The 25987-nt window shown below is 59.1% G+C and carries 21 protein-coding genes; 18 read left to right on the top strand and 3 right to left on the bottom strand.

All coding sequences use genetic code 11. The annotated features are described in order from the left end of the window. Positions 1-118: 118 nt before the first annotated feature. From ACVWYF_RS03450 to ACVWYF_RS03400, 11 genes are all read left to right on the top strand, one after another. Positions 119-2764, top strand: coding sequence for an MGH1-like glycoside hydrolase domain-containing protein (locus ACVWYF_RS03450; RefSeq protein WP_457064638.1), 2646 nt, complete (start codon positions 119-121; stop codon positions 2762-2764). Positions 2765-2931: 167 nt separating this feature from the next. Next, a complete protein-coding gene (locus tag ACVWYF_RS03445) occupies positions 2932-3558 on the top strand; it encodes a cyclase family protein (protein ID WP_457064636.1) in 627 nt (208 codons plus the stop codon). A 149-nt stretch (positions 3559-3707) separates the two neighbouring features. Continuing rightward, entirely contained in the window at positions 3708-4184 is a 477-nt protein-coding gene (locus ACVWYF_RS03440; protein WP_457064634.1) for a DUF6799 domain-containing protein, read from the top strand. Between the two features lie 26 nt (positions 4185-4210). Then, entirely contained in the window at positions 4211-6415 is a 2205-nt protein-coding gene (locus ACVWYF_RS03435; RefSeq protein WP_457064632.1) for a WG repeat-containing protein, read from the top strand. A 211-nt stretch (positions 6416-6626) separates the two neighbouring features. Beyond that, the gene (locus ACVWYF_RS03430) at positions 6627-8099 is read left to right on the top strand and encodes a CoA-acylating methylmalonate-semialdehyde dehydrogenase (RefSeq protein ID WP_457064630.1); all 1473 of its coding nucleotides are present in this window, start codon (positions 6627-6629) and stop codon (positions 8097-8099) included. A gap of 197 nt (positions 8100-8296) precedes the next feature. Further along, positions 8297-9649 carry an aminotransferase class III-fold pyridoxal phosphate-dependent enzyme gene (locus tag ACVWYF_RS03425; RefSeq protein ID WP_457064628.1) on the top strand — a complete coding sequence of 451 codons (1353 nt, stop codon included), beginning with the start codon at positions 8297-8299 and terminating at the stop codon, positions 9647-9649. Positions 9650-9772: 123 nt separating this feature from the next. Beyond that, positions 9773-11146, top strand: a complete 1374-nt coding sequence (gene hydA, locus ACVWYF_RS03420) for a dihydropyrimidinase (protein ID WP_457064626.1) — start codon at positions 9773-9775, stop codon at positions 11144-11146. A gap of 245 nt (positions 11147-11391) precedes the next feature. Then, a complete protein-coding gene (locus tag ACVWYF_RS03415; RefSeq protein WP_457064624.1) occupies positions 11392-12258 on the top strand; it encodes a nitrilase-related carbon-nitrogen hydrolase in 867 nt (288 codons plus the stop codon). A gap of 174 nt (positions 12259-12432) precedes the next feature. After that, positions 12433-13758: an FAD-dependent oxidoreductase gene (locus ACVWYF_RS03410; RefSeq protein WP_457064622.1), complete on the top strand. Its 1326-nt coding sequence runs from the start codon at positions 12433-12435 to the stop codon at positions 13756-13758. 141 nt (positions 13759-13899) lie between these two features. Next, positions 13900-15288, top strand: coding sequence for an NAD-dependent dihydropyrimidine dehydrogenase subunit PreA (preA, locus tag ACVWYF_RS03405; RefSeq protein ID WP_457064620.1), 1389 nt, complete (start codon positions 13900-13902; stop codon positions 15286-15288). Between the two features lie 110 nt (positions 15289-15398). Further along, positions 15399-15722: a hypothetical protein gene (locus ACVWYF_RS03400; RefSeq protein WP_457064618.1), complete on the top strand. Its 324-nt coding sequence runs from the start codon at positions 15399-15401 to the stop codon at positions 15720-15722. Positions 15723-15804: 82 nt separating this feature from the next. Here the strand turns inward: ACVWYF_RS03400 and purU are convergent, their stop codons facing one another. Further along, entirely contained in the window at positions 15805-16638 is an 834-nt protein-coding gene (gene purU, locus ACVWYF_RS03395; protein WP_457064615.1) for a formyltetrahydrofolate deformylase, read from the bottom strand. A 115-nt stretch (positions 16639-16753) separates the two neighbouring features. Here purU and ACVWYF_RS03390 point away from each other — a divergent pair, with 115 nt between their 5' ends. After that, positions 16754-17674, top strand: coding sequence for a DUF6268 family outer membrane beta-barrel protein (locus ACVWYF_RS03390; protein ID WP_457064613.1), 921 nt, complete (start codon positions 16754-16756; stop codon positions 17672-17674). A gap of 51 nt (positions 17675-17725) precedes the next feature. Here the strand turns inward: ACVWYF_RS03390 and ACVWYF_RS03385 are convergent, their stop codons facing one another. Beyond that, complete coding sequence (locus ACVWYF_RS03385) at positions 17726-18871, bottom strand: XdhC family protein (protein ID WP_457064611.1); 1146 nt, start codon at positions 18869-18871, stop codon at positions 17726-17728. A gap of 123 nt (positions 18872-18994) precedes the next feature. On the opposite strand from ACVWYF_RS03385, the gene ACVWYF_RS03380 reads away from it, so the two are divergent. The 6 genes from ACVWYF_RS03380 (at position 18995) to ACVWYF_RS03355 (ending at position 24327) form a co-directional block, all read left to right on the top strand. Then, the gene (locus ACVWYF_RS03380; protein WP_457064609.1) at positions 18995-19867 is read left to right on the top strand and encodes a helix-turn-helix domain-containing protein; all 873 of its coding nucleotides are present in this window, start codon (positions 18995-18997) and stop codon (positions 19865-19867) included. A gap of 77 nt (positions 19868-19944) precedes the next feature. Further along, positions 19945-20826: an NAD(P)H-binding protein gene (locus ACVWYF_RS03375; RefSeq protein WP_457064607.1), complete on the top strand. Its 882-nt coding sequence runs from the start codon at positions 19945-19947 to the stop codon at positions 20824-20826. A gap of 122 nt (positions 20827-20948) precedes the next feature. Next, complete coding sequence (locus ACVWYF_RS03370) at positions 20949-21869, top strand: helix-turn-helix domain-containing protein (protein WP_457064605.1); 921 nt, start codon at positions 20949-20951, stop codon at positions 21867-21869. A 189-nt stretch (positions 21870-22058) separates the two neighbouring features. Further along, the gene (locus ACVWYF_RS03365; RefSeq protein WP_457064603.1) at positions 22059-22940 is read left to right on the top strand and encodes an SDR family oxidoreductase; all 882 of its coding nucleotides are present in this window, start codon (positions 22059-22061) and stop codon (positions 22938-22940) included. Positions 22941-23146: 206 nt separating this feature from the next. Further along, positions 23147-23647 (top strand): GNAT family N-acetyltransferase, encoded by a 501-nt coding sequence (locus tag ACVWYF_RS03360; protein WP_457064601.1) that lies wholly within the window; start codon positions 23147-23149, stop codon positions 23645-23647. Positions 23648-23865: 218 nt separating this feature from the next. Continuing rightward, on the top strand, positions 23866-24327 hold the full coding sequence (locus tag ACVWYF_RS03355; RefSeq protein ID WP_457064599.1) for a hypothetical protein: 462 nt from the start codon (positions 23866-23868) through the stop codon (positions 24325-24327). 123 nt (positions 24328-24450) lie between these two features. Here ACVWYF_RS03355 and ACVWYF_RS03350 read toward each other — a convergent pair whose 3' ends face one another. Beyond that, positions 24451-25899 (bottom strand): TolC family protein, encoded by a 1449-nt coding sequence (locus ACVWYF_RS03350; protein WP_457064597.1) that lies wholly within the window; start codon positions 25897-25899, stop codon positions 24451-24453. Positions 25900-25987: the final 88 nt, after the last annotated feature.

Below are 25987 nucleotides of genomic sequence, written 5' to 3'. Positions count from 1 at the left end.
CAGAGCGCAGCGAAGCATCTTTACCGCGCAACGCAATCCAACCAAAAGGGTTAGTGACTGCGGTAAAGATGCTTCGCTGCGCTCTGCATGACGGTCTGTTAATTCAATTAGCCAAAGCATGAACCCCGAACAAACCCGCCTCGCCGAAGCCAACGCCGGCACTAAGCCCTGGCGCAAGTTCGGCCCCTACGTGGCCGACCGGCAGTGGGGCACCGTGCGCGAGGACTACAGCGCTGGCGGCGACGCCTGGAACTTCACCACCCACGACCAGGCCCGCAGCCGCGCCTACCGCTGGGGTGAAGAGGGCCTGGCCGGCTTCTGCGACGATGAGCAGCTGCTCTGCTTCGGGTTGGGCCTGTGGAACGGGCAGGATGCTATTCTGAAGGAGCGGCTGTTTGGGCTGAGCGGGCCGGAGGGCAACCACGGCGAGGACGTGAAGGAGGTCTATTATTACCTCGACGCCACGCCCACGCATTCCTATCAGCGGATGCTGTATAAGTACCCGCAGCACGCGTTTCCTTACGAGTGGCTGGTGCAGGAAAATGCCCGCCGCGACCGCACGAAGCCCGAATTTGAGCTGATGGACACGGCCATTTTCTCGGAGCACCGCTACTTCGATGTGTTCGTAGAGTACGCCAAGGCCGATGCCGAGGACGTGCTCATCCAGCTCACCGTCATCAATCGTGGCCCGGCCGAGGCCACGCTGCACCTGCTGCCGCAGCTCTGGTTTCGCAATACCTGGGCCTGGGGCGAGGATGCCTACCGGCCCCGGCTGGCTGCTACGCCCGCCAACAACATCCACGCCGAGCACCGCGACCTGGGCACCTTCACGCTGTATTGCGACGAAGCGCCCAGCCTGCTCTTCTGCGAGAACGCCACCAACAGCGGCCGCCTTCACGCTGCCCCTTCCACGGAGCAGTTTTTCAAGGATGGCATCAATGACTACCTGCTCCACGGGCAGGCCGGGGCCGTAAACCCCGAGCGTACCGGCACCAAAGCCGCCGCGCACTACGAGCTGGCCGTTGCGCCGGGCGCTACCCGAGTGGTGCGCCTGCGCCTGGCCGCGCCGGACCTGGAAAACCCCTTCGCTGATTTTGACCAGACCTTGAAGCTGCGCCTGACCGAAGCCGACCAGTTCTACCAGGCCCTGCAATGCGACATGCCCAGCGCCGATGCCCGCAATGTGCAGCGCCAAGCTTTTGCCGGAATGCTCTGGAGCAAGCAGTTCTATTATTACGACGTGCCCCGCTGGCTAGCCGGCGACCCTGCCTTCCCGCCCCCGCCGCCGGAGCGCCTCGAAGGCCGCAACAGCACCGGCTGGACGCACCTCAACAACCAGCACATTATCTCGATGCCCGATACCTGGGAATACCCCTGGTACGCGGCCTGGGACCTGGCATTTCACTGCCTGCCGCTGGCCCAGCTCGATGCGCAATTTGCGAAGGAACAGCTGTTGCTGCTGTGCCGCGACTGGTATATGCACCCCAACGGCCAGCTGCCCGCCTACGAATGGAAGCTGAGCGACGTGAACCCGCCGGTGCATGCCTACGCCACCTGGCGCGTCTTCAAAATGGACCAGAAAGCCCACGGCGGCCACGGCGGCCACGGCGACGTGAAGTTTCTGGAAACCATTTTCCACCGCCTGCTCATCAATTTCACCTGGTGGGTGAATCGCAAAGACCGCGACGGCCGCAACATTTTCGAGGGCGGCTTCCTGGGGCTGGATAACATTGGCGTGTTCGACCGCTCGGCTCCGCTGCCTTTCGGCGGCTACCTGGAACAGGCCGATGGTACCGCCTGGGTGGCCATGTACGCGCTCAACATGATGCGGATTGCGCTCCAGCTCAGCCAGACCAACCCGGTTTATCAGGACATGGCCAGTAAGTTTTTCGAGCATTTTCTCTACATTTCTGAGGCCATGACCAACATGGGTAACGAGGAAATGGACCTCTGGGACGACGAGGACGAGTTTTACTACGACGCCCTGAACACGCCCGACCGCGGCCACGAGCTGCTGAAAGTCCGCAGTCTGGTGGGGCTGATTCCGCTGTTTGCGGTGGAGGTGATTGACGAGGATTTGCTGGCCGGCGCGCCGGAGTTTCTGGCCCGTATGAACTGGTTTCTGGACAACCGGCCCGCGCTGGCCGCGCTGGTGTCGCGCTGGCAGGAGCCCGGCAAGGGTGCCCGCCACCTGCTCTCGCTGCTGCGCGGACACCGCGTGAAGCGCTTGCTGGCCAGAATGTTGGACGAAGCCGAATTCCTTTCGCCCTACGGCATTCGCAGCCTCTCGCGCTACCACCAGGACCATCCGTTCATCTTCCGGGGCACCGAAACCCAGTTCACCGTCAACTACGAGCCGGCCGAGTCGCAGACCAGTCTTTTCGGCGGCAACAGCAACTGGCGCGGCCCCGTCTGGATGCCCATGAACTTCCTGCTCATCGAGTCGCTCCAACGCTTCCACCACTACTACGGCGACGATTTCAAGGTGGAATACCCCACCAACTCCGGCCAGACCGTGACGCTGCTCGAAGTGGCCGACGCGCTCACCACGCGCCTCACCCAGCTCTTCCTGCGCGACCCCGAAACTGGCCGCCGCCCCTGCTTCGGCGACGACAAGCAGCTGCAAAACGACCCCAACTTCCGCGACCATCTCTGGTTCCACGAATACTTTCACGGCGACAACGGCCACGGCCTCGGCGCGAGCCACCAAACCGGCTGGACGGGGTTGATTGCGAAGCTCTTGCAGCCGAGAGGCGGGGCGTAATCGAAACCAATATGTAGAACGTCACAGAGAACGTCACGCTGAGCGCAGCCGAAGCATCTCTACCGCAACACTATTCATTACAATTGAAATTAGTTGCGCGATAGAGATGCTTCGGCTGCGCTCAGCATAACGTTCTTTAGTAGTTCTCAATTCCAATCCCAACCCTCATGCCCACCCCCGCCCCCTGGCTCGACGCCACCACGCCCATCCGCGACGGCATGGTGCATTGGCCCGATAACGCCCCCGTCCACGTCAAAAAGACGCTTAGCATCGCCACCGGCGCGGCGGCCAACGTCACCGAAGTATCGATGAGCGCCCACACCGGCACCCACGTCGATGCCCCGCTGCACTTCACCGCCAATGCCGGCGACACCACCACGCTGGACTTGGCCCGCCTCATGGGGCCGGCCCGCGTCGTGGCCATCACCGACCCCAAAAGCATCAGCCTGGCCGAAGTGCAGCGCCTGGCAATTGAGCCCGGAGCCCGGCTGCTCTTCCGCACCCGCATGTCGGATTCGGAGTGGAGCACCCTGCCTTTCCAGCCCGATTTTGTGGCCCTGGACGGCGATGCGGCCGTTTTTCTGCGCGATGCGGGCGTGGTCTGCGTCGGGGTCGATTATCTTTCTGTAGGCAAGGCCGACGCCCACCACGCCCTGCTCGATGCTGGCATCTGCGTGATTGAGGGTTTGGCCTTGCAGCACATCGCGCCCGGCGAATACGAGATGCTGTGCCTCCCGCTGAAAATTGTGGACAGCGACGGAGCCCCCGCCCGCGTCCTGCTGCGCCCTCAGTAACAGCCCGAAACAAACCGGAATATTTCCGGTCGGCGTTTTGGTCAACGCGGGATAATCATGCCCGAAGCAGCCTGGCTTCGTATTTGACGTATACGGCCTGCCGCCGGCTCCCGGGCCGTGCGGCTTCGTCTATTCAGGGTACTTCATTTATGTTTTCGCGCATCTTTTGGCTCTGCGGGGCCGTGGCCGGCCTGCTGGCACTGCACGGTCCGGCGCACGCCCGGCAAACGCCCAACAACGACGGTTTCCAGCGTCGCAACGGCCAGATGCAGGTGATACGCAACGGGCAGGCCCGCTCCATGACCCGCGACGCCCACCTGCCCACCGGCGCTACTGTCACCAAAGACGGCTTTGTGGTGAGCCCCACCGGCCAGCGCACCGAACTGGGCGAAGGCCAGGGCTGCGACCTGCGCGGCCGGCCCGTAGCCGTGCGTACCGCCGCTAATGGCGCGCTGGCGCTGGGCGCACCCTCCGCGCCGGCCTCCGTTCGCAGCGCCCGTCCTGTGCCCGCGCCTTCGCTCCTGGAGCAGGTATTTGGCTCGGGCGATGACGAAGGGGAATTCAAGTTTAAAAAGCATAAAAAGCACCACGGCAAAGGCCACGGCCGGGGCAAGGGCGACGACTAGCGGCCGGCCGCGCATTTCAGTATTTCATGGTTCATTGTTTCCTCGCTTCCCCTTTTATTGATGCGGCCCGGGCGGCGCAGTTTGCCGCCGTGCAAACCACGCTGCAAGCCGAGGCCAGCCCCGATACCCTCCTGCTGGGCAATCTGGTACTGGCTGATGGTGCCGCCCCGCTCGATGCCGTGGTGGTGCGCCCGCACAGCATCACCCTACTGGTGTTCGTGCCCCGTGGCGGCCGACTGAACATTCCCGCGCTGGACTACGGCCGCTGGCTGCTTAATGGCGTACCCGTGCTTGGCTCAGACGATTTCGACAATCCCTACGAGCAGTTCCGGCAGCAGAAAGCAACGCTGACCGACTGGCTCCAGCCGCGTTTCACTGCTGAGCAGGTTGATTTGGGCTTTGTTTCAGGATTGGTGCTGTTTGAAACACTGGTTGAGTTTGGTTCCGATGTAAAAGCTGCTTTGGAAGAAGCCCCGGCTGGCTTCCTGATTGCTAACAGCCTAGCCGACTTGCCGGGCTGCTTGCGGGATTTGGCTACTCCTAAAATTGACCTCACTGCTGATGATATAGCCGAGTGGGCCGCCGAATGGGCGGATTTCGTAGCAGCGCCACTCGCAAGCGAAACCAATGAAGATGCGACCAGCGCCGCCAGCAGTTTTCTGGGGCAGAAAGCCCGCGCCCTCTGGGGCTGGCTCGGGGCCAACGACGTGCCCGACGACGACCTGCCCTACGGCTACGCCAACACCCTGAGCGCCCGCAACGAGGAAAAACAGCAGCTCGAACACCTGCGCCAGCAAATGCAGGCCGACCTCAGCACCCAGCTCCAGGCCCTGGAAGCCCGCGAAGCCGCGCGCGAGCGCAGCATTATCCAGCTTCGCACCGAGTTGGCCCAGGCCCCGCCCGTAGCCGCCGAAGCCACCGCCCTGGTATCGCGCCTCAGCGCCGAAACCCGCGAAAAAGCTGCCCTCGAAGCAGAAATGCAGGCTTCCCGCGCTGAGTTGGCCGCCCGCAACCAGGAGTTGGATGCCAAGATTCAGCAGCTCGGCCAGCTCATCGGGCAGCTAAGCGCCGGTCCGGTCACTGCCCCGCCAGCAACGGTTCCACCAGTAGCAGTCCCGGCCGCGCCAACAACGGCTGCGCTATCGCCAATAAGCCCGGTTGCCACGCCAGTCGCATTTGCCCCGCTAGTTGCTGAAAGCAAGCCCACTGCTGCTATAGCGCCGGTCAAGGCCCCGCCAGTAGCATTCGTTGTTACACCGGCAGCTACAGCGCCGGCCGCTGCCACTGACATACCCGCCGCCATCATTCCGCCGGCTGATGCCGTTATTCCAGCGGCTACTGCTGCCTTCGGGGCGGCCAGGACTGCGCTGGCTGGCAGTGCGCTGGCGCCTACTGGCGCTGCTTCGGCGGCACCAGTTCCGAGCATAGCCGCCTCCGAGGCCCCGTTGCGTGCCGCCATCGCAAGTCGCTTCGAACCGCTGCGCACCCGGGCGCAGGCTGCCGCTACTGCGCTGCGGCCTCGGTTGCGGCAGGTGTGGGAGTGGGGACAGGCCCAGCCTCGGGCCGTATTGGCCGCCGCCGGGGTAGCCGTGGTGGGTCTGGGTATCTGGGGCCTGAGCCACGCGGGCGGTTCGCCGCCCGTTCCTTTCCAGGAAAACGGCCGTTGGGGCTACGCCAATGCCAGCGGCCAACCAGTAATTCCGGCCCAGTTCACGGCCGCCAGTCCGTTTGAAAAAGGGCAGGCCGTGGTGGCGAAAGATGGCGCGTACGGGTTCGTGGATGAAAAAGGCCAGGAGATAATTCCCACTGCCTACGACGCCCTCAACCCTTACGCCGACGGCTACGCCCGCGCCCGGGTGGGCGACGCCTACACTTTCATCGATGAGGACGGCCAGGAGTTCGACCATTATTATTTCAACGCTCTCGACTTCGCCGAAGGCCACGCCGCCGTGCTCGACCACCGGGGCTGGCACTACATCAACGGCCCCACCGAGCCCGATACGCCGCCCGTCGTCTTCAAAGAAGCTTACTCCTTCGCCGACGGTTTGGCTCGTGTGAAGCTGCCTGACGGCTACACCTTTATCGCCGCCGATTATCTCGCTAACCCCGGCCAAGGCACCAAACCCTTCGGCCGCTACCAGCAGGCTGCCGATTTTGCTGATGGCAAAGCGCGGGTGAAACAAGCGGGCCGCAGCTTCACCATTAACAAGGACGGCGAAGAAGTGAAGTGACGTAATCCCCTCCAAAGCGGATAAAATATTCAGGCGCAGGCAGGCTACCATTGGTGGTCTTCCTGCGCCTGATTACTTTAGGTAGATTTTTCAGGCGAAATAGACGGCTGAATGTGAGCTTGTTTGAAAATACTTTCCTCGGAAACGATTGTGGGATTACTCCATATCCCACAAAACCCTTAGCTTGCACCCCGCTTAACAATTAGGTAACATGGAAGTTCAAACCTTGAAGTATCCGGCCATTCGCAACTACGTGGCTGGCCAGTCGGTAGAAAGTGTCGCTACGCCCACCATGGACGTATTCAGCCCCCTTAGCGGGCAATTGATTTCCACCCTGCCGCTCAGCAATGCCGCCGGTCTAGACGCCGCCGTGCAGGCCGCTAAAGCCGCCTTCCCCGCCTGGTCGGCCATCCCGATTAAGGAACGGGTTCAGATTTTTTACCGCTATAAAACCCTGCTGGAGCGCGACATGAAAGCCCTTGCCGACCTCGTACGCGAGGAAAACGGCAAAACATTCGACGAGGCCCGCGCCGAAGTTGAAAAAGCCATTGAGCTGACCGAGTTTGCCTGCTCCATGCCGCAGCTCATCCAGGGCGAATTTCTGGAAGTGAGCAAGGGCGTGGAAGCCCGCGCCGAGCGCAAGCCGCTGGGCGTGGTGGCCAGCATCGCCCCGTTCAACTTCCCCAACATGGTGCCCCACTGGACCATTCCGAACGCCATCGTGCTAGGCAACACCATGATTCTGAAGCCCTCGGAGCAAGTGCCCCTAAGCGCCGTAAAAATCGCCGAGTTGCTGAAAGAAGCCGGCATGCCCGACGGCGTGCTGAACATCGTGAACGGCGACCGGGAAATCGTGGAAGCCATCTGTGACCACCCCGATATTCAGGCCGTGAGCTTCGTCGGCTCCACCAAAATCGCCAAAGTTGTGTACATCCGCGCTACCAGCAACCTCAAGCGCTGCGTAGCCCTAGGCGGGGCCAAAAACCACCTGATGGTACTGCCCGATGCCCACCCCGAAATGACGGCCTCGAACGTGGCTGCCTCCATGTCGGGCTGCGCGGGCCAGCGCTGCATGGCCGGCTCCACCATGGTAGGCGTGGGGGCCATTGATGGCATAGTGGCCAAAATTGTGGAAGAAGCGAAGAAGATTGTGGCCGGCCAGAACCTTGGCTCCGTCATCAGCAAAGAGGCCAAGGAGCGCATCGAAAAGCACATTACCGAAGCTGAAGCTGCCGGGGCCAAAGTCCTGCTCGACGGCCGCAACGCCGTGGTGCCCGGCCATGAGGACGGCTACTACGTGGGGGCCACCGTCATCGACTACGTGACGCCCGATATGCGCATCGCCCAGGAAGAAGTCTTCGGCCCGGTGCTAGCCATCATGCGCACCAATACCTTGGACGAGGCCCTGGCCATCGAAAACGCTAACCCCTACGGCAATGCCGCTGCCGTTTTCACCAGCAGCGGCAGCAGCGCCCGCTACGTCATGGACCACGCCAACGCCGGCATGATTGGCGTGAACATCGGCGTGCCAGTGCCCCGCGAGCCCTTCTCCTTCGGCGGATGGGGTGATTCGAAATTTGGGGCCTGCGATATCACGGGTAAGAGTTCGATTGAATTCTGGACGCAATTGAAGAAAACCACAACGAAGTGGAACCCCGAGTCGCGGGTGAACTGGATGAGCTAAGGTGTTCGAACGTTCGCCTCACCCCCTAGCCCCCTCTCCGAAAAGGAGATGGGGACTAGTTTATAGTCCTAGATTTTATAGTCCTAGATTTTTTTGTTTTTAATAAATCAGCCTGCCTGCATCTAGCCTAAAGCTAGAAACTAGTTCCCCTCTCCATGGGAGAGGGGGCTAGGGGGTGAGGCGAACGTCAGCACATCATGGAAACCACCTACGACCTCGATAAAGACCAAATCCTGCACGACAACCTTGACCACACGCTCTTCTCGTGGTCGAAGCAAACGGGCCTGAACCCCATCAATGCCGAGCGCGCCGAAGGCGTGTACGTGTATGACCGCGACGGCAAGCGCTACCTCGACTTCTCGGCCCAGCTGATGAACGTCAACATCGGCCACGGCGACCAGCGCGTGACCGAAGCCGTGACCGCCCAGATGCGCGAGCTTAGCTACGTGTACCCTGGCATGATTACCAAGGCTCGCGGCGACCTGGGCAAGCGCCTGGCCGAAATTACCGCGCCCAACCTCACCAAAGCGTTTTTCACGCTGGGCGGGGCCGAGGCCATCGAAAACGCCATCAAACTGGCGCGGGTGTACACCGGCCGCCACAAGATTGTGTCGCTGTACCAGTCGTTTCACGGGGCCAGCTACGGCGCCATGAGCGTGGGCGGCGACCCCCGCAAATTTGCCGTGGACAGCCAGGCCATGCCCAGCACCATCCACGTCGAAAACCCGTTTTTTTACCGCTGCCCCTGGCACAGCTCCACGCCCGAGGAGTGCGCCCAGCGTGCTGCCGATGCCATGGAGCGCATCATCGGCTACGAAAACCCCGGTAGCGTGGCCGCCATTGTGCTCGAAGGCGAGTCGGGCACGTCGGGCTGCATCAAGTACCCGCCCGGCTACTGGACGCGCATCCGCGAAATCTGCGACAAGCACGGCATCCTGCTCATCGCCGACGAGGTAATGTCGGGTTTCGGCCGCACCGGCAAGTGGTTCGGTTCCGACCACCACAATGTCAAAATCGACCTCATGTGCGTGGCCAAGGGCATCACCGCCGGCTACCTGCCCCTGGGTGCGGTGATGGTGGACGAAAAAATCGCCAAATCCTTCGATGACAAGCCCTTGCCGCTGGGCCTCACGTATTCGGCGCACCCGGTGTCCTGCGCCGCCGCCGTGGCCGTGCTCGATATTTACGAAGAAGACAACCTGCTCGAAAACACCGTGAAAATGGGCGAGTACATGGATGAGCAAGTGGCCCAGCTCATGCGCCACCATCCCAGCATCGGCGACTGGCGCAACACCGGCCTCTTCGGCTGCATCGAGCTGGTGAAAAACCGCGACACCAAAGAGCCCATGGCCCCCTGGAACGCCACCAACGACCAAATGGCCATCATGAATCAGGTCGCCGCCAAAATCCGCGAACTCGGCATGTACACCTTCGTGCGCTGGAACTACATTTTCATCTGCCCCCCGCTGACTATAAATAAGGAGGAAATTGACGAGGGCTTGGCCATTATTTCGGAGGCTATTAGCATCGCGGATAAATACGTCAACTAACTCTGAACGTCATACCGAGCGCAGCCGAGGCATCTCGCGTGCGGCAGTAATTCTCACAGATTGCAACGAAACGAGCGAGATGCCTCGGCTGCGCTCGGCATGACGTTTTCATAATTCTCTATCATGTCCATCCTTCTCAAAAACGGCCGTGTCGTCACCGCCGATTCGGACGCCGTCTGCGATATTCTGATTGAAGGTGAAACCATCGTTTCTATCGGCCGCAACTTATCAGCCGATGGCGCGGAGGTGATTGACTGCACCGGCAAACTCATCGTGCCCGGCGGCATCGACCCGCACGTGCATCTGGAAATGCCCTTTATGGGTACTTTCAGCAGCGATACCTACGAAACCGGTACCCGTGCTGCCCTGCACGGAGGCACCACAATGGTCATCGATTTTATCCTGCAGAAGCAAGGCAGTTCGCTGCGTTCGGCGTTTGATGAGTGGAGTGGCCGCGCTACCGGCAATGCCGTGGGCGACTACAGCTTCCACATGGCTGTGACGGATTTCAACCCCAGCACTAAGGAGGAAATCAAGGACATGATTGCCGAGGGCATCACGTCCTTCAAAACGTTCATGGCCTACAAGGGCGCGCTCATGATTGACGATGCGCAGATGGTGGGCCTGATGCAGGAAGTGAAGAAGCACGGCGGCCTCGTAACGGCCCACGCCACCAACGGCGACATGATTGACACGCTCATCGCCCAGCACCGGGCGCAGGGCAAACTCACGCCGCTCTACCACTACCTCTCGCAGCCTGAAGTAACTGAGGCTGAGGCATCGGGCCGCTTTGCCGACATTGCAAACTACACCGGCGTGAATGCCTACATCGTACACCTCACCTGCGAGGGCGCGCTCAATCAGGTGCGCCGCGCCACCGAGCGCAACCAGCGCGTGCTGGTCGAAACCTGCATTCAATACCTGCTGCTCGATGCACGACTGTACGAGGACGAGGCCAACGGCGCAAAAGTGGTAATGTCGCCGCCGTTGCGCGAGAAAAAGGACCAGGCCACGCTCTGGGCTGGCATAAACCAAGGGCTGGTGAATGTGCTCGGTACCGACCATTGCCCCTTTTTGTGGGAGCAGAAACTGCTGGGTAAGGACGATTTTTCGAAAATCCCAAACGGCCACCCAGCCGTGGAGCACCGCATGGAATTACTGTTTTCAGAAGGTGTAATTAAAGGGAAAATCACGCTGAATAAATTTGTGGAAATAACTTCCACCAATGCCGCAAAAATATTCGGCATGTTTCCGCGCAAAGGCACCATTAGCATTGGCGCGGACGCGGATTTAGTGATATTTGACCCGAACAAAAAGCATACGATTTCGGCCGATACGCACCACATGAATTGTGACTATTCAGCCTACGAAGGGTGGGAGCTAACGGGTAAGATTGACACCGTGTTGCTACGTGGAAAAGTGGCCGTAGATGCCGGGGAAGCCAAAGTAGGCAAAGGCTACGGACAGTTTATTAAGCGCGGTAAAACCAACTTCTAACAGGCAGTTGTCATTGCCAGCGGGGTATTTGTCATTGCGAGTGCGTGCAGGCATGGCTTTCTTGCTGTGTATTAACGTGTAGCGCGTACAAATACCCAATTTTTTGCTTAATTTAAAGCCCGTTTTGGGCTGTTTAATCCGAATTAACATTCATCACAACTCAAAGCGTTGTGCCTTGCCGGGAATTTCTGCCCTACGACACTCGCAACGACCAAATTCAACTTTATTTACCCTCACCCCGAACCATGCCCAGAATTATTAAATCCGGCCTCATTCAGATGAGCCTACCGATGACCGAAGGCGAAGGCACGATTGCCGAAATCATGCAGGCCATGGAAGCCAAGCACATCCCGCTCATTGAGGAAGCCGGCCGCCAGGGCGTGCAAATCCTTTGTTTGCAGGAAATATTCAACACCCCGTATTTCTGCCCCGGCCAGGACAAAGCCTGGTACGCCTCCGCTGAAGCCGTGCCCGGCCCTACCACTGAGCGCATGGCCGAATACGCTAAGAAGTATAACATGGTGATGATTGTGCCCGTGTACGAGCGCGAGCAGGCCGGTTTCCTCTACAACACCGCCGCCGTAATTGATGCCGACGGCACCTACCTCGGCAAGTACCGCAAAAACCACATTCCCCACACCACCGGTTTCTGGGAGAAGTTTTTCTTCAAGCCCGGCAACCTGGGCTACCCGGTATTCCAGACTAAATACGCCAAAGTTGGCGTGTACATCTGCTACGACCGCCACTTCCCCGACGGTGCCCGCATCCTGGGCCTAAACGGCGCCGAAATCGTGTACAACCCCTCGGCCACCGTGGCCGGCCTCTCGCAGTACCTCTGGAAACTGGAGCAACCCGCCCACGCGGCCGCCAATGGCTATTTCATGGGCTGCATCAACCGCGTGGGTGAAGAAAAGCCCTGGAACCTGGGCCGCTTCTACGGCACGTCCTATTTCGTGGACCCGCGCGGCCAGATTATTGCGCAGGCCGACGAATACAAGGATGAATTACTGATTGCCGAATTCGACCTCGACATGATTGAGGAAGTGCGCAATACCTGGCAGTTCTTCCGCGACCGCCGCCCCGAAACCTACGAGAAACTGGTGGAACTGTAGGTGCCTGAATGCCTGAAGTGACGTCATGCAGAGCGCAGCGAAGCATCGTGCTAGAAGCATTAACTCAATCGTTGAAACGAAATGAATTAGTGGCCGTGGGCAAGATGCTTCGCTACGCTCTGCATGACGTCTTGGCTTTTCCTTTAAATAATTCCGAATAACCCTGCCCATTTCATGGCTGAATTTTCTACACCTACCACCGAGCAGCAATTCGCGGAAAATTTCGCGCAATTGAAACCGGTGATGAACCGCACCGAGGCGCTTTATGAAAGCTCCCGCTGTCTCTTTTGCTTCGATGCGCCGTGTATAAAAGCGTGCCCGTCGGGGATTGATATTCCGCAGTTTATCCGCCAGATAAATTCGGGCAACGATACCGGCGCGGCCCGCACCATTTACGAGGCTAACTACTTCGGTAATGCCTGCGGAAAAGTGTGCCCGACGGAAGTGCTCTGCGAAGGTGCCTGCGTATATAACTTACAGGAAGTGAAGCCGATTGAAATCGGCCGATTGCAGAGTTACGCCACTACCAAGGTAATTAAGAGTGGTGAAAAGCTATTCGGTCCCGGCGCGGATAATGGGAAGCAAGTAGCGGTAATTGGGGCGGGTCCGGCCGGTATTTCGGCGGCCTGCGAATTGCGGGCACTGGGCTATGGTGTTGATGTTTTTGAGGCTAAAGCGCAGCCTTCGGGCCTAACGGTATACGGCGTGGCACCCTATAAAATTACCAACGAAGAAACGCTGGCTGAAATGGCCTATTTGCAGGCGCAGTTCGGTTATAATACGCATTTCAATTCGGCTATTTCTTCGCGCGAGGAGTTGGTGAAACTGGAGGATAAATACGACGCTGTTTTCCTGGGAATTGGCCTTGGTAAAACCAATGAATTAGGCTTACCGGGCGAAGATAAAATCAATTGTACAGGCGCAGTAGAATTTATTTCGGAATTGCGGCAGCATCACCACGAAGTAGCGGTGGGTCGCAAGGTAATTGTGCTGGGCGGTGGCAACACGGCGATGGATGCCGCTTCGGAATCATCCCGACTCGGGGCCGAAAATGTGATTCTGGCTTATCGCCGTGCCAAGGAAGAAATGGGCGCTTATGAGTTCGAGTACGACCTGGCCAAAGGGGTAGGAGTAAAGGGCTTGTTTAACGTGGCACCGGTAGAAATTATCGGCAACGGCTATGTGTCGGGCGTGAAGTTTATCCGAACCGAAACCAAGGATGGCCGGGTGCAGGAAATTGCCGGTTCCGAGTTTGTGGAGGAATGCGACATGGTGATTAAAGCCACGGGCCAGGCTAAGCAAACGGAATTCCTGAGCTTGATTCCGGGTCTGAAGCTGGATGGCAAGGGCCGCATCATCGCCAACGCGCATACCGGACAGACCGGCAATCCGAAGTACTTCGCTTCCGGCGATGCCTGGAATGGCGGCGCGGAAGTGGTGAACGCGGCTGCCGAGGCGAAGCTTACGGCCCGCGGTATTCACGCTTATTTGAGCAAGTAGCTCAAGTTTTTCTAACAAAAAGCACGTCATGCTGAGCGTAGCCGAAGCATCTCTACCGCTTCGGTGCAACAGCATTGATTACTGCTGCACGCGAGATGCTTCCACTGCACTCAGCATGACGTTCTATTGACTCTAATATCCATGCCCGACCTCTCAATAAATTTTGCCGGCATCAAATCGCCGAACCCGTTCTGGCTGGCTTCGGCCCCGCCCACCAATTCCGGCTACCAGGTGATGAAAGCCTTTGATGCCGGCTGGGGCGGCGCGGTGTGGAAGACGCTGGGTGTGCCCGTTGTGAACGTATCGAGCCGCTACGGCGGCGTAAATTACCGCGACAAGCGCCTGGTGGGCTTCAATAACATCGAACTGATTTCGGACCGCTCGCTGGCCGACAACCTGCGCGAGATTGAGGAAGTTAAAAAGCGCTTCCCCAACCACGCCGTTATCGCCTCCCTCATGGTGCAGACACGCCAGGAATGGCACGACATCGTGCGCCAAAGCCAGGACGCGGGAGCCGACGGTTTTGAGCTGAATTTCGGCTGCCCGCACGGCATGTGCGAGCGCGGCATGGGCTCGGCAGTGGGGCAGGAGCCCAAGGTTCTGCAGATGATTGTGGAGTGGGTGATGGAAGTGGCCACCAAGCCCGTTATCGTGAAGCTCACGCCCAATATTTCCGATATCACGGAGCCCGCCCTGGCAGCGCGGCGCGGCGGGGCCGATGCCATTTCGCTCATCAACACGATTCAGAGCATCGTGGGGGTTGATTTGGACCAGTTTGCGCCGTACCCGATTGTGGACGGCAAGGGTAGCAACGGCGGCTACTGCGGCCCGGCCGTGAAGCCCATTGCCCTGAACATGGTGAAGAATTGCGCCCAGCATCCCGACATCAAGCTGCCCATTTCAGGTATTGGCGGGATTGAAAACTGGCGCGACGCGGTAGAGCATATCCTGCTGGGAGCCAGCAGCGTGCAGGTGTGTACGGCGGCTATGCACTTCGGCTTCGGCATTATTCGCGAGATGACTTCCGGGCTGGAGCAGTACATGGTGGAGAAGGGGTTCAACACCATCTACGACATGGTGGGTAAGGCGCTGCCCAACGTGCTGCACTGGGAAGACCTGAACATGAAGTACAAGGTGACGGCCAACATCCATAAGGACAAGTGCATTGGCTGCCAGCTGTGCTATACCGCCTGCGAGGATGGTGCCCACCAGGCCATTCGGCTGAATGCCGGCACGCGGGTACCCGAAATCATCGAGGAAAACTGCGTGGGCTGCAACCTGTGCTCGCTCGTGTGCCCCGTGGAGGACTGCATCACGATGGACCGCACCGACGACGGCACCCAGCACCTGACTTGGAAGGAGCGCACCGCCGCCGGAACCGCGCCCACTGAATTCAACGACGAAAAGGCCGGCGGCCGCCACCACTGGGTACCCGAACCCGGTGCTGCCCTCGGCAAGGAGCGCCACAAAACCCTGCCCGGCAAAGCCCGGCTTTATTCCGGCGAAACGGTATTGCCGACCGAGGCTTAAACAGGGCGCATGCTATGGCGGGCAGGCACTAATTCTGGTCCACATTTTGTTTACAGACGTAGAAGTACATCCACCTGTAAATCGACGTGTTTCGGCACGCTGCCTATATCATGAAGACCAAATCAACCATTTTCGCCTTGAGCATCAGCCTGCTTATGTTGGGCGGCTGCGTTGCTGCCGGCCCGGGCTACGGCCCCGATTACGGCTATTACCCGCCCGCCCAGCCGTATGGCTACGGCTATGCGCGGCCGTACTACGCCCCGCGCCCGGTGGTGGTGCGGCCGGTATACCGGCAGTCTTACCGGCCCGGCTACGGGGGCTACCACGGTGGTGATGGTGGCCGCCGGGGCGGTGGCTACCAGGGTGGTGGCTACCACGGCGGCAATGGTGGTGGTGGCTACCACGGCGGGGGCGGCCACGGCCGCAGCCACTAATTGCAGCAATTAAATTGAAAGGGGGCTACTCGCTGATGAAGCGGGTAGCCCCCTTTTTTACGGCTTTGTGGTAGCTGGCTTCTCAGTCGAAAATCACGGTTTTGTTGCCATGCACGAATACCTGCTCGTCGAATACCATTTTGAGGGAGCGGGCCAGCACAATTTTCTCCACGTCGCGGCCGGCCTGGGCCATTTCGTGGGCGCTTTGGGTGTGGTCGATGGGAATGACGTTTTGGGCAATGATGGGGCCCTGGTCGAGTTGCTCGTTCACGAAATGGGCGGTGGCCCCGATGATTTTTACGCCCCTAGCGTACGCCTGCGCGTAGGGGCTGGCCCCCACGAAGGCCGGCAGAAACGAATGGTGAATGTTGATGAGCCGGTTGGAATAATGCGCTACGAACTCAGGGGTCAGGATGCGCATGTACTTGGCCAGCACCACGAAATCGGGCTGGTAGCGGGCCAGTACGGCCAATACTTCGGCCTCGTGCGTTTCGCGGGAGCGGTCGGCGTGGGGCAGGTAGTGGAAGGGGAGGTTGAACTTGCGGGTGAGGTCGCCGAGCACTTCGTAGTTGCTGATGATGGCCAGCACGCGGGCATTCAGCTCGCCAAACTCGTGGCGCACCAGCAGCTCGCTGAGGCAGTGATGCTCCCTGGTGGCCATTAGCACAATGTTTTTGGGCTGGTTGGTGGTGAGGCGGATGACGGCCGATGGGGGCAAGTCCGTTTGCAAATCGGCCTGGAAGGCTTCCGGGTCGAACGCACCGGCTACTTCGGTCCGCATGAAAAAGTGGTTGCCATCGCGCTCCACAAACTCGCCGTTGCGGATGATGTTGAGGCCGTGCCTGAACAGCACGCCCGTGATTCTATAGACCAGGCCCGGCTCGTCGGGGCAATGAATGAGCAGCAAATGTGCCATGCGGGAAATAATCAGGAGCCAGTGAAACCGGCAAAAAGTGGAGCTGCAAAAGTAGAGTGCCAGCTATTGGATAATTGCGCTTTTATTTGTTGCTGAATTCTGCCAAAATTATTACGTGATTATACCTCTACCCGCCCGGCTGCTGCCGGTTCTGCTGCTAGGCAGCGGCGTTCTCATCCCCGCCATCAGCCGGGCGCAGGGCTACGCCGAAGGCATCGGCCTGAGCTACGAAGTGCTGCCCCTGAAACAAGCCAGCGGTAGTGGAGCCTCGTTTAGAGGCGATGTTTTTCGGGCCAATATCATTGTACCGATAGCCGTGGCCGCCGACACCTCACACGCCATCCTGGCCGGCCTGAACTTCGAAACCCTGCGTTTCAGCGGCAACCGGCCGGGATTTGAGGTGCATAACGTGTACGGCATTACCCCGGTGCTGGGCTACCGCCAGCGCCTCTCGCCGCGCACGGAGCTGACGGCCCTTGTGCTGCCCGCCCTCAACTCGGACCTGCGCGAGGTGCGCGGGGCCGATGTGACCTGGGGCGGCGTGGTGCGGGCCACCTACCGCAGCAATGCCCGCCGGGCCTACCGCCTCACGGTGGGCTACCGGCAGCAGTTCTACGGGCCGCAGTACGTGCTGCTGCTGGGCCTCGACTGGCGGCTGGGGCAGCAGTGGCGGCTATTTGGCGACCTGCCAACTACGTTCAACATCAGCTACGCCGCCACGCCGCGTGTCAATGTGGGCTTTAACCTGAACGGCATCAACACGGCTTACCGACTGCAGGAGCAGGACCGGTATTTTCAATACCAGCAAGGTCATTACGGCCTGTTTGCCGAAACTTACCTGAGCGCCCATTGGGCGCTGCGGGCCACGGCCGCCTACGCCGTGACGCGGCGCATGGAAGTGTACGCCAGGGACGACCAATGGCTCGCCACCATCGACTACATTGGGCTAGAAGCCGCGCCCAAGCCGCTCAGCCCACTTCTGGAGAAAGGCCTTGCATTCCGGCTGGCGTTGAGCTACCGGGTACCAGGCCCGTGATTGTGACATACGCTTTTACTTGTGCATGGCCTGATGGTGCGCAAGCGGAAGCTACACTACATACTCAGTTTTGGGCGAGTCAGCATGAATAGCCGCCGTCGTATCGCGGAGGTGTTGCGGCTGCCGCTTGTTCTTCACGGCTTGGATTTCGGCTACAATGACCAGCGCGATTTCCTCCGGTGTCTCGCCGCCCAGGGTCAGGCCAATGGGGCTGTGCAGGCGGCTTTGCAGCGCATCTGCCCTTTCAGCTTCTGATAGATTCAATTCATCTTCACCCAGCAGTCGCCCCGCTTTGGCACGCGGCCCCAGCAGGCCAATGTAGGGCGCGGCTGTAGGCAGCAGCGTTTGCAGCGCGGCCAGGTCGTAGGCGTAGTTGTGGCTGAGCAGGACGTGGTAAGCCCCCATGTCGGGTGCCTGGGCTTCCAACTCGCGCACCGGCACAACACGCACCTCGGCCGCCTCCGGGAAGCGCGCCGCCGTGGCCAGGTTGGGCCGGCCGTCCAGCACCGTGATGTGCCAGCCGAGCGAGGCGGCCAGATGCACCAGCGGCTGCGCATCGTTGCCCGCGCCGTAGACGACCAACCGCAGCGGCGGCACCAGCACCTCCAGCAGCGCCCGCACCGGGCCGGCATCGGTTTCGATATCGAGCACCCGCGAAAGGCCCTGCACCAGCGTGGAGCGGGCGGCTTCGGCCAGCGGGCTGGCCAGCAGGGGAGTGCCGCGCAGCGCGCCGGTGGCTGACAGTAGCACACGCTGCCCCACGGCCGCTTTCAGGCCCGAGGCATCCGTTTCGAATACCGTGGCCAGTACGGCCGGCTCGGGGTGTTGGGCGAAGCCGCGCAGCAGTTCCACGGGGTTGTTGGGCGCGGCAAAATCCAACGGTTCCAGCAGGATGCGGACCACGCCCTGGCAGCCGGGGCCGAGGCCGTGGCGTGGGTCGTCCTCGTCGCGGGTGTCGTAGGTGACCAGGGCGGGCTGGCCCCGAAAAATAGCTTGGCGGGCCCGCTGGCGGGCATCGCCCTCCAGGCAGCCCCCGCTGATGGCCCCGGTCAGCTCGCCATCCTCGGTCACGAGCATCCGGGCCCCGGGGCGGCGGTAAGCCGAACCCAGCACCTCTACTACCGTGGCCAGGGCGCAGGGGCGGGCCTCGGCGCGGTGGCGGTCGTAGGCGAGGAGCAAGCGTTGGAGTTCGGTCATGGGGTGGCAGTGAGTTGACGGAAATACGCCCTGGGGCGGGGCGGGGTTATGTAAACTCCGGACCGGGAAGCGCGGTTTGGTTTTGGTAGTGAGCCGCCGGCCAGCGGCGCGTATATTGAGCTTATGACCGCCGCAATTCCCCTGTATCAATTAAACACCCTCTCCGAAACGGCGGCAAAGCCGGCGGCAGTTTTCTTTCTGGGGCCGAATTCCGCGCCGTCTCACTTGCCCATCGACCTGCCCTACCGGAGCAATTACTACAAAATCGGCCTCTGCCTGCGCGGTAATGCCCGCCTGAAAGTCAACCTCGAAACGTACGATATTGGCCCCAATTCTTTGATGCTATTATCGCCATACGTCATCAAGCAGTGGCCACTTATGTCGGCTGATTTTGAGGGGTTGAGCATCTTTTTTACCCGGGAATTTATTTCGGCTAATAATAGCCTGAATCTGGATGCTTTCGCCTTTTTTGAGCAGGATGCTAAACACGTATTTCAATTAACCGTTACGCAGACCGAAAATATCGCCGCGCTGCTGCATTCCATCGAGCTGAAATACGAAGCACCGCACGCTTATCGGGAAGAAATTCTGCGCAGCCTCATTCACATTCTGCTGCACGAAACCGCGCCCATCTACAGCGCGCAGCACGTTTCAGCCAAGGCCGTCCAGACGCGTAGCCAGCTGATTGCCGCTGAATTTAAGCAGCTGGTAAACCGCCACTACGCCACCGAGCGCAGCCTGGGCTTTTACGCCGATAAGCTCTGCATTACCTCCAAGCACCTGGCCGAAACCGTGAAAGAAGCCAGTGGCAAGCGCGCCGTGGAGTGGCTGGCCGAAGCCGTGCTGCTGGAAGCCCACGTCCTGCTCCAAAACCCTGCCCTGACTGTCGGCCAGATTGCCGACACGCTGCATTTTGCCGACCAATCTACGTTTGGCCGGTTTTTTCGGAAAAGTGCGGGGGTTTCGCCGGCCATGTACCGGCAGCGCTGGGCGTAGCGCGTTGCCGCACTTTGGCCCAATCTTCCCGCCGTTTCGCCCTTTCGTGGGGTTGAAAGCGGGCAGAGCTTTGCCTTATGAAAATAATCCTTACAGGTTCCCTCGGGAACATTAGCCAGCCCTTGGCCACCGCGCTGGTGCAGCAGGGCCACGCCGTCACGGTCATCAGCAGCAAGCCGGAAAAGCAGCCGGAAATTGAAGCATTAGGAGCCCGCGCCGCCATTGGTACGGTGGCCGATGTCGATTTCCTGACGGCTACTTTTACCAGTGCCGATGCCGTGTACCTGATGGTGCCGCCCCACTTCGCCGTGGCCGATTCGCGGGCTTACCACCAGCAAATTGGCCGCAATTACGCTCAGGCCATCCAGCAGTCGGGCGTGCGGCGGGTGGTGCAGCTCAGCAGCTGGGGCGCGCACCTAGCGGAGGGCACTGGCGGCATTCTCGGTTCGCACGATGTGGAAGTTATGCTACGCGCGGTGCCCGGCATTGCCCTTACGCACCTGCGGCCCACGTCTTTTTACAACAACCTGTACAGCTCGGTGGGCATGATAAAAGGGCTGGGCATGCTGGGCGCTAATTACGCGGGTGATATCAAAGTAGCCTTTGTGCATCCGCGCGACATTGCCACCGCCGCCGCCGAGGAACTGGCGCAACCATTCACGACAGCCGGCCAAAACGTGCGCTACGTGGCCAGCGACGAGCGCACCGCCGATGAAGTGGCCCACGCCATCGGCACGGCCATCGGCCAGCCCGACCTGAAATGGGTGTCCTTCAGCGATGAGCAAATGCGGGACGGCATGGTGAAAAACGGCGTGCCCGCCCACCGCGCCGCCGAAGTCGTGGACATTTACGCCAGCATCAACAGCGGCAGGCTGGGTGAGGATTACTGGCAGCATCGCCCCACTTTGGGCCAGGTGAAGCTAGAGGATTTTGCCAGGGAATTTGCGGCGGCTTTTTAAACGAGTAGGGTGCGGGGCTTACCCCCGCACCCTACTTTTTACAGTCTCGCACACGGAATGATGGCATAAGAATGTATGGGTAACCGATGTTGGTTTACCTTTGATTTTTACAACCAATCGCCATGCCACCCCGCCCGCTCTCCGAACTGTACACCAAGCTGTCTCCCGAGGCGGCCGAAGGCTTGTTGCTGCCGGAGCGCCCCCGCGAAGTCGGCCACTTCAACGTCTTTAACGTGGCCGACCTGATGCTCGCCAACCGCGACCGGCCGCCAATGACCTTCGACCGGCGCTCCTTCTACAAAATCAGCCTGATTCGGGGCCGTAGCCGCATCGAATATGCCGACCAGACGGTTGAAGTCGAAGCCAGTGCCCTGTGGTTTGCCTCCTCGCGCGTGCCTTACCGCTGGCTGCCGCAGAACGCGGACCAGACCGGCTACTTCTGCATTTTCACCGACGAGTTCCTGCTGCCCGCCAAGGGCCGGGTGGCGCTGGAAGACCTGCCGTTTTATCAGCCCGGCGCGTACCCCGTGGTGCAGGTGACGGATGCCGAATTTGCGGCTATTGCGGCTATTTTCCGGAAGATGGAGCAGGAAATTGCTTCCGACTACGCCTTCAAATACGACCTGCTGCGCGCCTACCTGCTCGAGATGATTCACTACGTGCAGAAGCTGCAGCCCTCGCAGACTTGCCCACCGGCCCACAATGCCTCGGCCCGGCTGGCCGCCCAGTTTGCCGACTTGCTGGAACGGCAGTTTCCCCTGGAATCGCCCCAGCAGCGCCTGCGCCTGCGCACCGCCACCGACTACGCCGCCCAGTTGGCCGTGCATGTCAATCACCTCAACCGGGTACTCAAGGAAACCACCGGCCACACCACCACTGCTCTCATTAGCAGCCGGGTAGCGCAGGAAGCCAAAATCCTGCTGAAGCAAACCAGCTGGAACATCTCGGAAATTGCCGACAGCCTGGCCTTTGCCGACGCGGCGCATTTCTGCAATTTCTTCAAACGCCAGAGCGGGCTGACCCCGGGGGATTTCCGGGGGTAGGTACGTCGGGTGAGGACGTTATGGAGCGCCACACGCGAGATGCTGCGCTACGCTCTGCATGACCGGCTCAGTCAAACAGATTAAATTGTTTGAATTGTTCAGCAAACGGTTTGACCTGCGCAATTTCGCTGTAACCTGCCTGCCGGACCTTTGTGGAGTAATCAAACCTCCCATTTAAACGACCATTACATGCGTGTTTTCGTAACCGGCGCGTCGGGCTTCATCGGCTCCGCCATTGTTCAGGAATTACTTGGCGCGGGCCATCAGGTGCTTGGCCTCGCCCGCTCCGATGCCTCCGCGCAGGCGCTTACTGCCGCCGGAGCGGTGGTCCACCGGGGCTCGCTCGACGACCTCGACAGCCTGCGGCGCGGCGCGGCTGCCTCGGAGGGCGTCATCCACACCGCTTACAACCACAATTTTGTGGAGTACGAGGCCGCCGGCCAGACCGACCGGCACGCTATTGAAGCCCTCGGCGTGGCGCTGGCGGGCTCCGACCGTCCCTTGCTCGTCACGGCCGGGCTGGCGGGCTTGGCTACGGGCCGCCTCGGCACCGAAGAAGATACCCCCGGTGCCTCGCCCCGCATGTCGGAAGTAGTGGCCATGGAACTGGCCGTGCGAGGGGTACGTGCGATGGTAATACGCCTGGCGTCATCGGTGCACGACCGTGGCGACCACGGCTTCGTGCCTACGCTCATCGACATTGCTCGCCAAACGGGCGTGGCGGCCTACGTGGGCGATGGCCGCAACCGCTGGCCCGCCGTGCATCGGCTCGATGCAGCCCGCCTCTACCGGTTGGCGCTGGAGCAGGGCACCGCCGGAGCCCGCTACCACGGCGCGGCCGATGAAGGCATCCCGATGCGCGACATCGCCGCCGTTATCGGCCGGTACCTGAACCTGCCGGTCGTATCCAAAACCCCCGAGGAGGCCGCCGACCATTTCGGCTGGATGGCCCGCTTCGTCGGGCTGGACATGCCGGCCTCCAGCATTCTCACGCAGCAGCGGCTGGGCTGGCAGCCCACCCACCCAAGCCTGCTGGCTGATTTAGAGGACGGGGATTATTTTGGAAAGTAAGATTGACGCAAAAGCAACGCCCCGCAACAAATTCGTTGCGGGGCGTTGCTTTTTTTGGCCGGGGAAATGAAGTGTCTTGAATCGGAAAAGCCGTTATTTAGCCAATTTTGGGTAGATTGACCCAACGAAACTACGTATTGAGCGTCGGTATGAATGCCATTTGCTATTCCAGTTTATTGCCAAACGACCCTCGAATTAACAAAACCATGTTAGATTTCAGCGTAATGACAAAACACAATATCACACTGACTGAAACTAGTAAAGCCGACTTAGAAACGCTGTTTTTATTTCAGCTTGACGAAGAAGCAATCCGTTTAGCTGCGTTTACCCCGAAAGACCCGAGCGACAAAAATGCCTACATTGAGAAGTACGCAAAGCATTTAGCCGACCCGACAATAAATAATCAGACAATAAGAGTTGACGGTGAAATTGTAGGTAGCATAGCAAAGTTCGTGATGCACGGTAAAGCTGAAATTACTTATTGGATTGATAAGAAATTTTGGGGGCAAGGAATTGCCACGACGGCCCTGAAGGATTTCTTGGAAATTGAACAAGCCAGACCAATCTATGGCCGTGTAGCCTTCGATAATTATGGTTCACAAAAGGTTTTAGAGAAATGCGGGTTTATAAAAACCGGAGAGGATAAAGGATTCGCCAATGCCCGGCAAACAGAGATTGACGAGTATATTTATAAACTTTCAGATTGAAATAGCTATCCGCATTGGCAATCCTACCAAATCCTGCCGCTCACCGCATGAACTGTGAGTCGCGGGCAAGGCCACTAGTTAGTAGGGCTACTTCCGAAGTAGCTAAACTCCATGAAGGAGCACCTTGAGCAACTGAAGCAACTTGGGATTGTGGCAATTGAGGATTGAGTAAGAATTTAGTATTGGGAATTGAAAAATGCTTATACAACAAGAAAACGATGACAACTCAAGAAGTGAAACAGACTTTGAAAAACCTAGAACAAAAAATGCATGGTCACAATTGCGAAGTGCATTTTGGAATAGAAGTTCTTGATAATTGCATGACAATAGGTGAAGCATGTAGAAAATTGAGTGTAAAATATTCTGATACCAGAATTTATGAAGTAAAGCCCAGATTAATCGATGAGCCGTATTTATGGGATTCCATTGGCTATGGCTTTGCATATCGCGGAGACGATGCAGCAGGATTGAAATTAACTGGTAAGCAAGAAAAATCCTTATCACTAGAAGTGAAAAAATACGAATTACTCATTCGGCAATATCTCACGAAGACAACAGAGCTATTCAGTTATCCAGACGAATCAGGCGTGCCATACGTATTCGTGTTTTGGGGGTATTCATTTATCCTTTTTAATGTCAATGAAAAACCCCTTTTTATTTACAGCTTGTCGTCTGATTAAGTAGCAATAATTCCTTGCGCTTTTGTTGAGTATTTTTCTTCCAACTAAAAACGCCCCGCAACAAACTGTTGCGGGGCGTTTCTCTTTGCGGCAATAGCTGCTACAGCTACTCGTGGGGCTTGATTACTTCCAGCCGCCGCCTAGGGCCCGGTACACGTTCACTGAGGCGTTGAGCTGTTGCATGCGGGTTTCGATGAGGTCGAACTTCGATTCCAACGCGTCGCGCTGGGTGAAGAGAACTTCCGTGTAGTCGGCGCGGGCGTAGCGGAAAAGGCTGTTGGAAATATCCACCGACTGATTGAGGGCGGCCACTTCCTTGGCTTTCGCGTCGTAACTCTGGGCCAGGTTACTGATGTTGGAGACTTGATTCGAAACCTCGACGTAGGCGTTCAATACCGTCTTTTCGTACTTGTACACGGCCTGCGTTTGCAGAGCGTTGGCGTTGTAATAGAACGCCTTGATGCCGTTGCGGTTGAACAGCGGGCCGGCCAAATCGGCCCCCAGCGCATACAGCAATGACTGCGGCGAGGACACCAGCAGGCCGGGCGTGAAGGCCGCCAGCCCAACGCCGCCCGTGAGGCCCAGCGACGGGTAGAAGTTGGCGCGGGCCACCTGCACGTCGATTTTGGCGGCGGCGAGCTGCTGCTCTGCCTGCCGGATATCGGGGCGATTGGCCAATAGCTGCGCGGGCGAGCCGGCCTGCGTCACGAAGGGCGGAAGCTCGTTGAACGACTGCGTATTGCGCGCCACCGGCTGCGGGTAGCGGCCGGCCAAATAGTTCAGCTTGTTCTCGGTTTCGACGATGCTTTGCTGGAGCTTGAACTGCAGGGCGCGCGTGTGCTGCACCTGGGCCTCGAAGCGTTTCACGGCCAGCTCGGTGGCACGGGCCGATTCCTTCTGGAGTTTCACCAGCTCCAGCGCATTGCTCTGGATGCCAATGTTCTGCTGCACGATGGCCAGCTGATTGTCATAGGCCAGCAGTTCGTAGTACGAGTTGGCTATTTCGGCAATCAGGTTGGTGACCATGAAATTTTTGCCCTCCACGGTGGCCAGGTAGCGGATGGCAGCCGCCTTCTTGGCGTTGCGCAGCTTATGCCAGATATCGACCTCCCAGGTGGCAAAAGCGCCCACCTGGAAGTTGGTGAGCGGGTCGGGCGTGCGGCGGCCTTCCTTGATATCGATATTTTCCTCCGTCGCGCCTTGTAGCGTGTATTTGCCTACTTTTTCCACATCGGCCCGGGCCCCGAGGCGCACGAAGGGCAGGTACTCGCCCTGGCGGGCGCGGATTTCGTTTTTGGCAATCTCGATTTCTTGGAGCGTGATGTTAAGCTCCTGGTTGTTTTGCAGGGCGGTTTCAATCAGCCCTTGCAGGTTGGGGTCGGTGAAAAACTGCTTCCACTGCACGCGGGCGGTGGTGGCGCTGTCGAGGGAAGCGGCCGGGGTAGAAGTGGAATAGCTGGCCGGTATGTTGCGGCTTTCATTCTTCACCACCAACTCGGGCGTTTTGCAGGCCCCCACGGCAAGGGCCAGGCTGGCCGCGCCGAGGCATTGATAAATTCGTTTTTTGAGCATACTAGTGCGGTAAGCTTTTGCTTGCCGTAATGGTGCAAATGTTTATTATTCAGCGGGATAAGGTAACGATAAGCTAAAGCTTACCGCA

It is taken from the genome of Hymenobacter sp. UYAg731 (assembly GCF_054061335.1).
Note: the sequence above shows the minus strand (reverse complement) of the source record. Positions and strands in the feature narration are given on the sequence as shown.

What these genes read in the sequence shown, in the direction of transcription:
- ACVWYF_RS03445 (WP_457064636.1), top strand. Translation starts at nt 2,932, where the DNA reads ATGCCCACCCCCGCCCCCTGGCTCGACGCCACCACGCCCATCCGCGAC.
- ACVWYF_RS03375 (WP_457064607.1), top strand. Translation starts at nt 19,945, where the DNA reads ATGAAAATAATCCTTACAGGTTCCCTCGGGAACATTAGCCAGCCCTTG.
- ACVWYF_RS03450 (WP_457064638.1), top strand. Translation starts at nt 119, where the DNA reads ATGAACCCCGAACAAACCCGCCTCGCCGAAGCCAACGCCGGCACTAAG.
- purU (WP_457064615.1), bottom strand. Translation starts at nt 16,638, where the DNA reads ATGGCACATTTGCTGCTCATTCATTGCCCCGACGAGCCGGGCCTGGTC.
- ACVWYF_RS03350 (WP_457064597.1), bottom strand. Translation starts at nt 25,899, where the DNA reads ATGCTCAAAAAACGAATTTATCAATGCCTCGGCGCGGCCAGCCTGGCC.
- ACVWYF_RS03370 (WP_457064605.1), top strand. Translation starts at nt 20,949, where the DNA reads ATGCCACCCCGCCCGCTCTCCGAACTGTACACCAAGCTGTCTCCCGAG.
- preA (WP_457064620.1), top strand. Translation starts at nt 13,900, where the DNA reads ATGCCCGACCTCTCAATAAATTTTGCCGGCATCAAATCGCCGAACCCG.
- ACVWYF_RS03400 (WP_457064618.1), top strand. Translation starts at nt 15,399, where the DNA reads ATGAAGACCAAATCAACCATTTTCGCCTTGAGCATCAGCCTGCTTATG.
- ACVWYF_RS03385 (WP_457064611.1), bottom strand. Translation starts at nt 18,871, where the DNA reads ATGACCGAACTCCAACGCTTGCTCCTCGCCTACGACCGCCACCGCGCC.
- ACVWYF_RS03440 (WP_457064634.1), top strand. Translation starts at nt 3,708, where the DNA reads ATGTTTTCGCGCATCTTTTGGCTCTGCGGGGCCGTGGCCGGCCTGCTG.
- ACVWYF_RS03360 (WP_457064601.1), top strand. Translation starts at nt 23,147, where the DNA reads ATGTTAGATTTCAGCGTAATGACAAAACACAATATCACACTGACTGAA.
- ACVWYF_RS03435 (WP_457064632.1), top strand. Translation starts at nt 4,211, where the DNA reads ATGGTTCATTGTTTCCTCGCTTCCCCTTTTATTGATGCGGCCCGGGCG.
- ACVWYF_RS03380 (WP_457064609.1), top strand. Translation starts at nt 18,995, where the DNA reads ATGACCGCCGCAATTCCCCTGTATCAATTAAACACCCTCTCCGAAACG.
- hydA (WP_457064626.1), top strand. Translation starts at nt 9,773, where the DNA reads ATGTCCATCCTTCTCAAAAACGGCCGTGTCGTCACCGCCGATTCGGAC.
- ACVWYF_RS03430 (WP_457064630.1), top strand. Translation starts at nt 6,627, where the DNA reads ATGGAAGTTCAAACCTTGAAGTATCCGGCCATTCGCAACTACGTGGCT.
- ACVWYF_RS03410 (WP_457064622.1), top strand. Translation starts at nt 12,433, where the DNA reads ATGGCTGAATTTTCTACACCTACCACCGAGCAGCAATTCGCGGAAAAT.
- ACVWYF_RS03355 (WP_457064599.1), top strand. Translation starts at nt 23,866, where the DNA reads ATGACAACTCAAGAAGTGAAACAGACTTTGAAAAACCTAGAACAAAAA.
- ACVWYF_RS03415 (WP_457064624.1), top strand. Translation starts at nt 11,392, where the DNA reads ATGCCCAGAATTATTAAATCCGGCCTCATTCAGATGAGCCTACCGATG.
- ACVWYF_RS03425 (WP_457064628.1), top strand. Translation starts at nt 8,297, where the DNA reads ATGGAAACCACCTACGACCTCGATAAAGACCAAATCCTGCACGACAAC.
- ACVWYF_RS03365 (WP_457064603.1), top strand. Translation starts at nt 22,059, where the DNA reads ATGCGTGTTTTCGTAACCGGCGCGTCGGGCTTCATCGGCTCCGCCATT.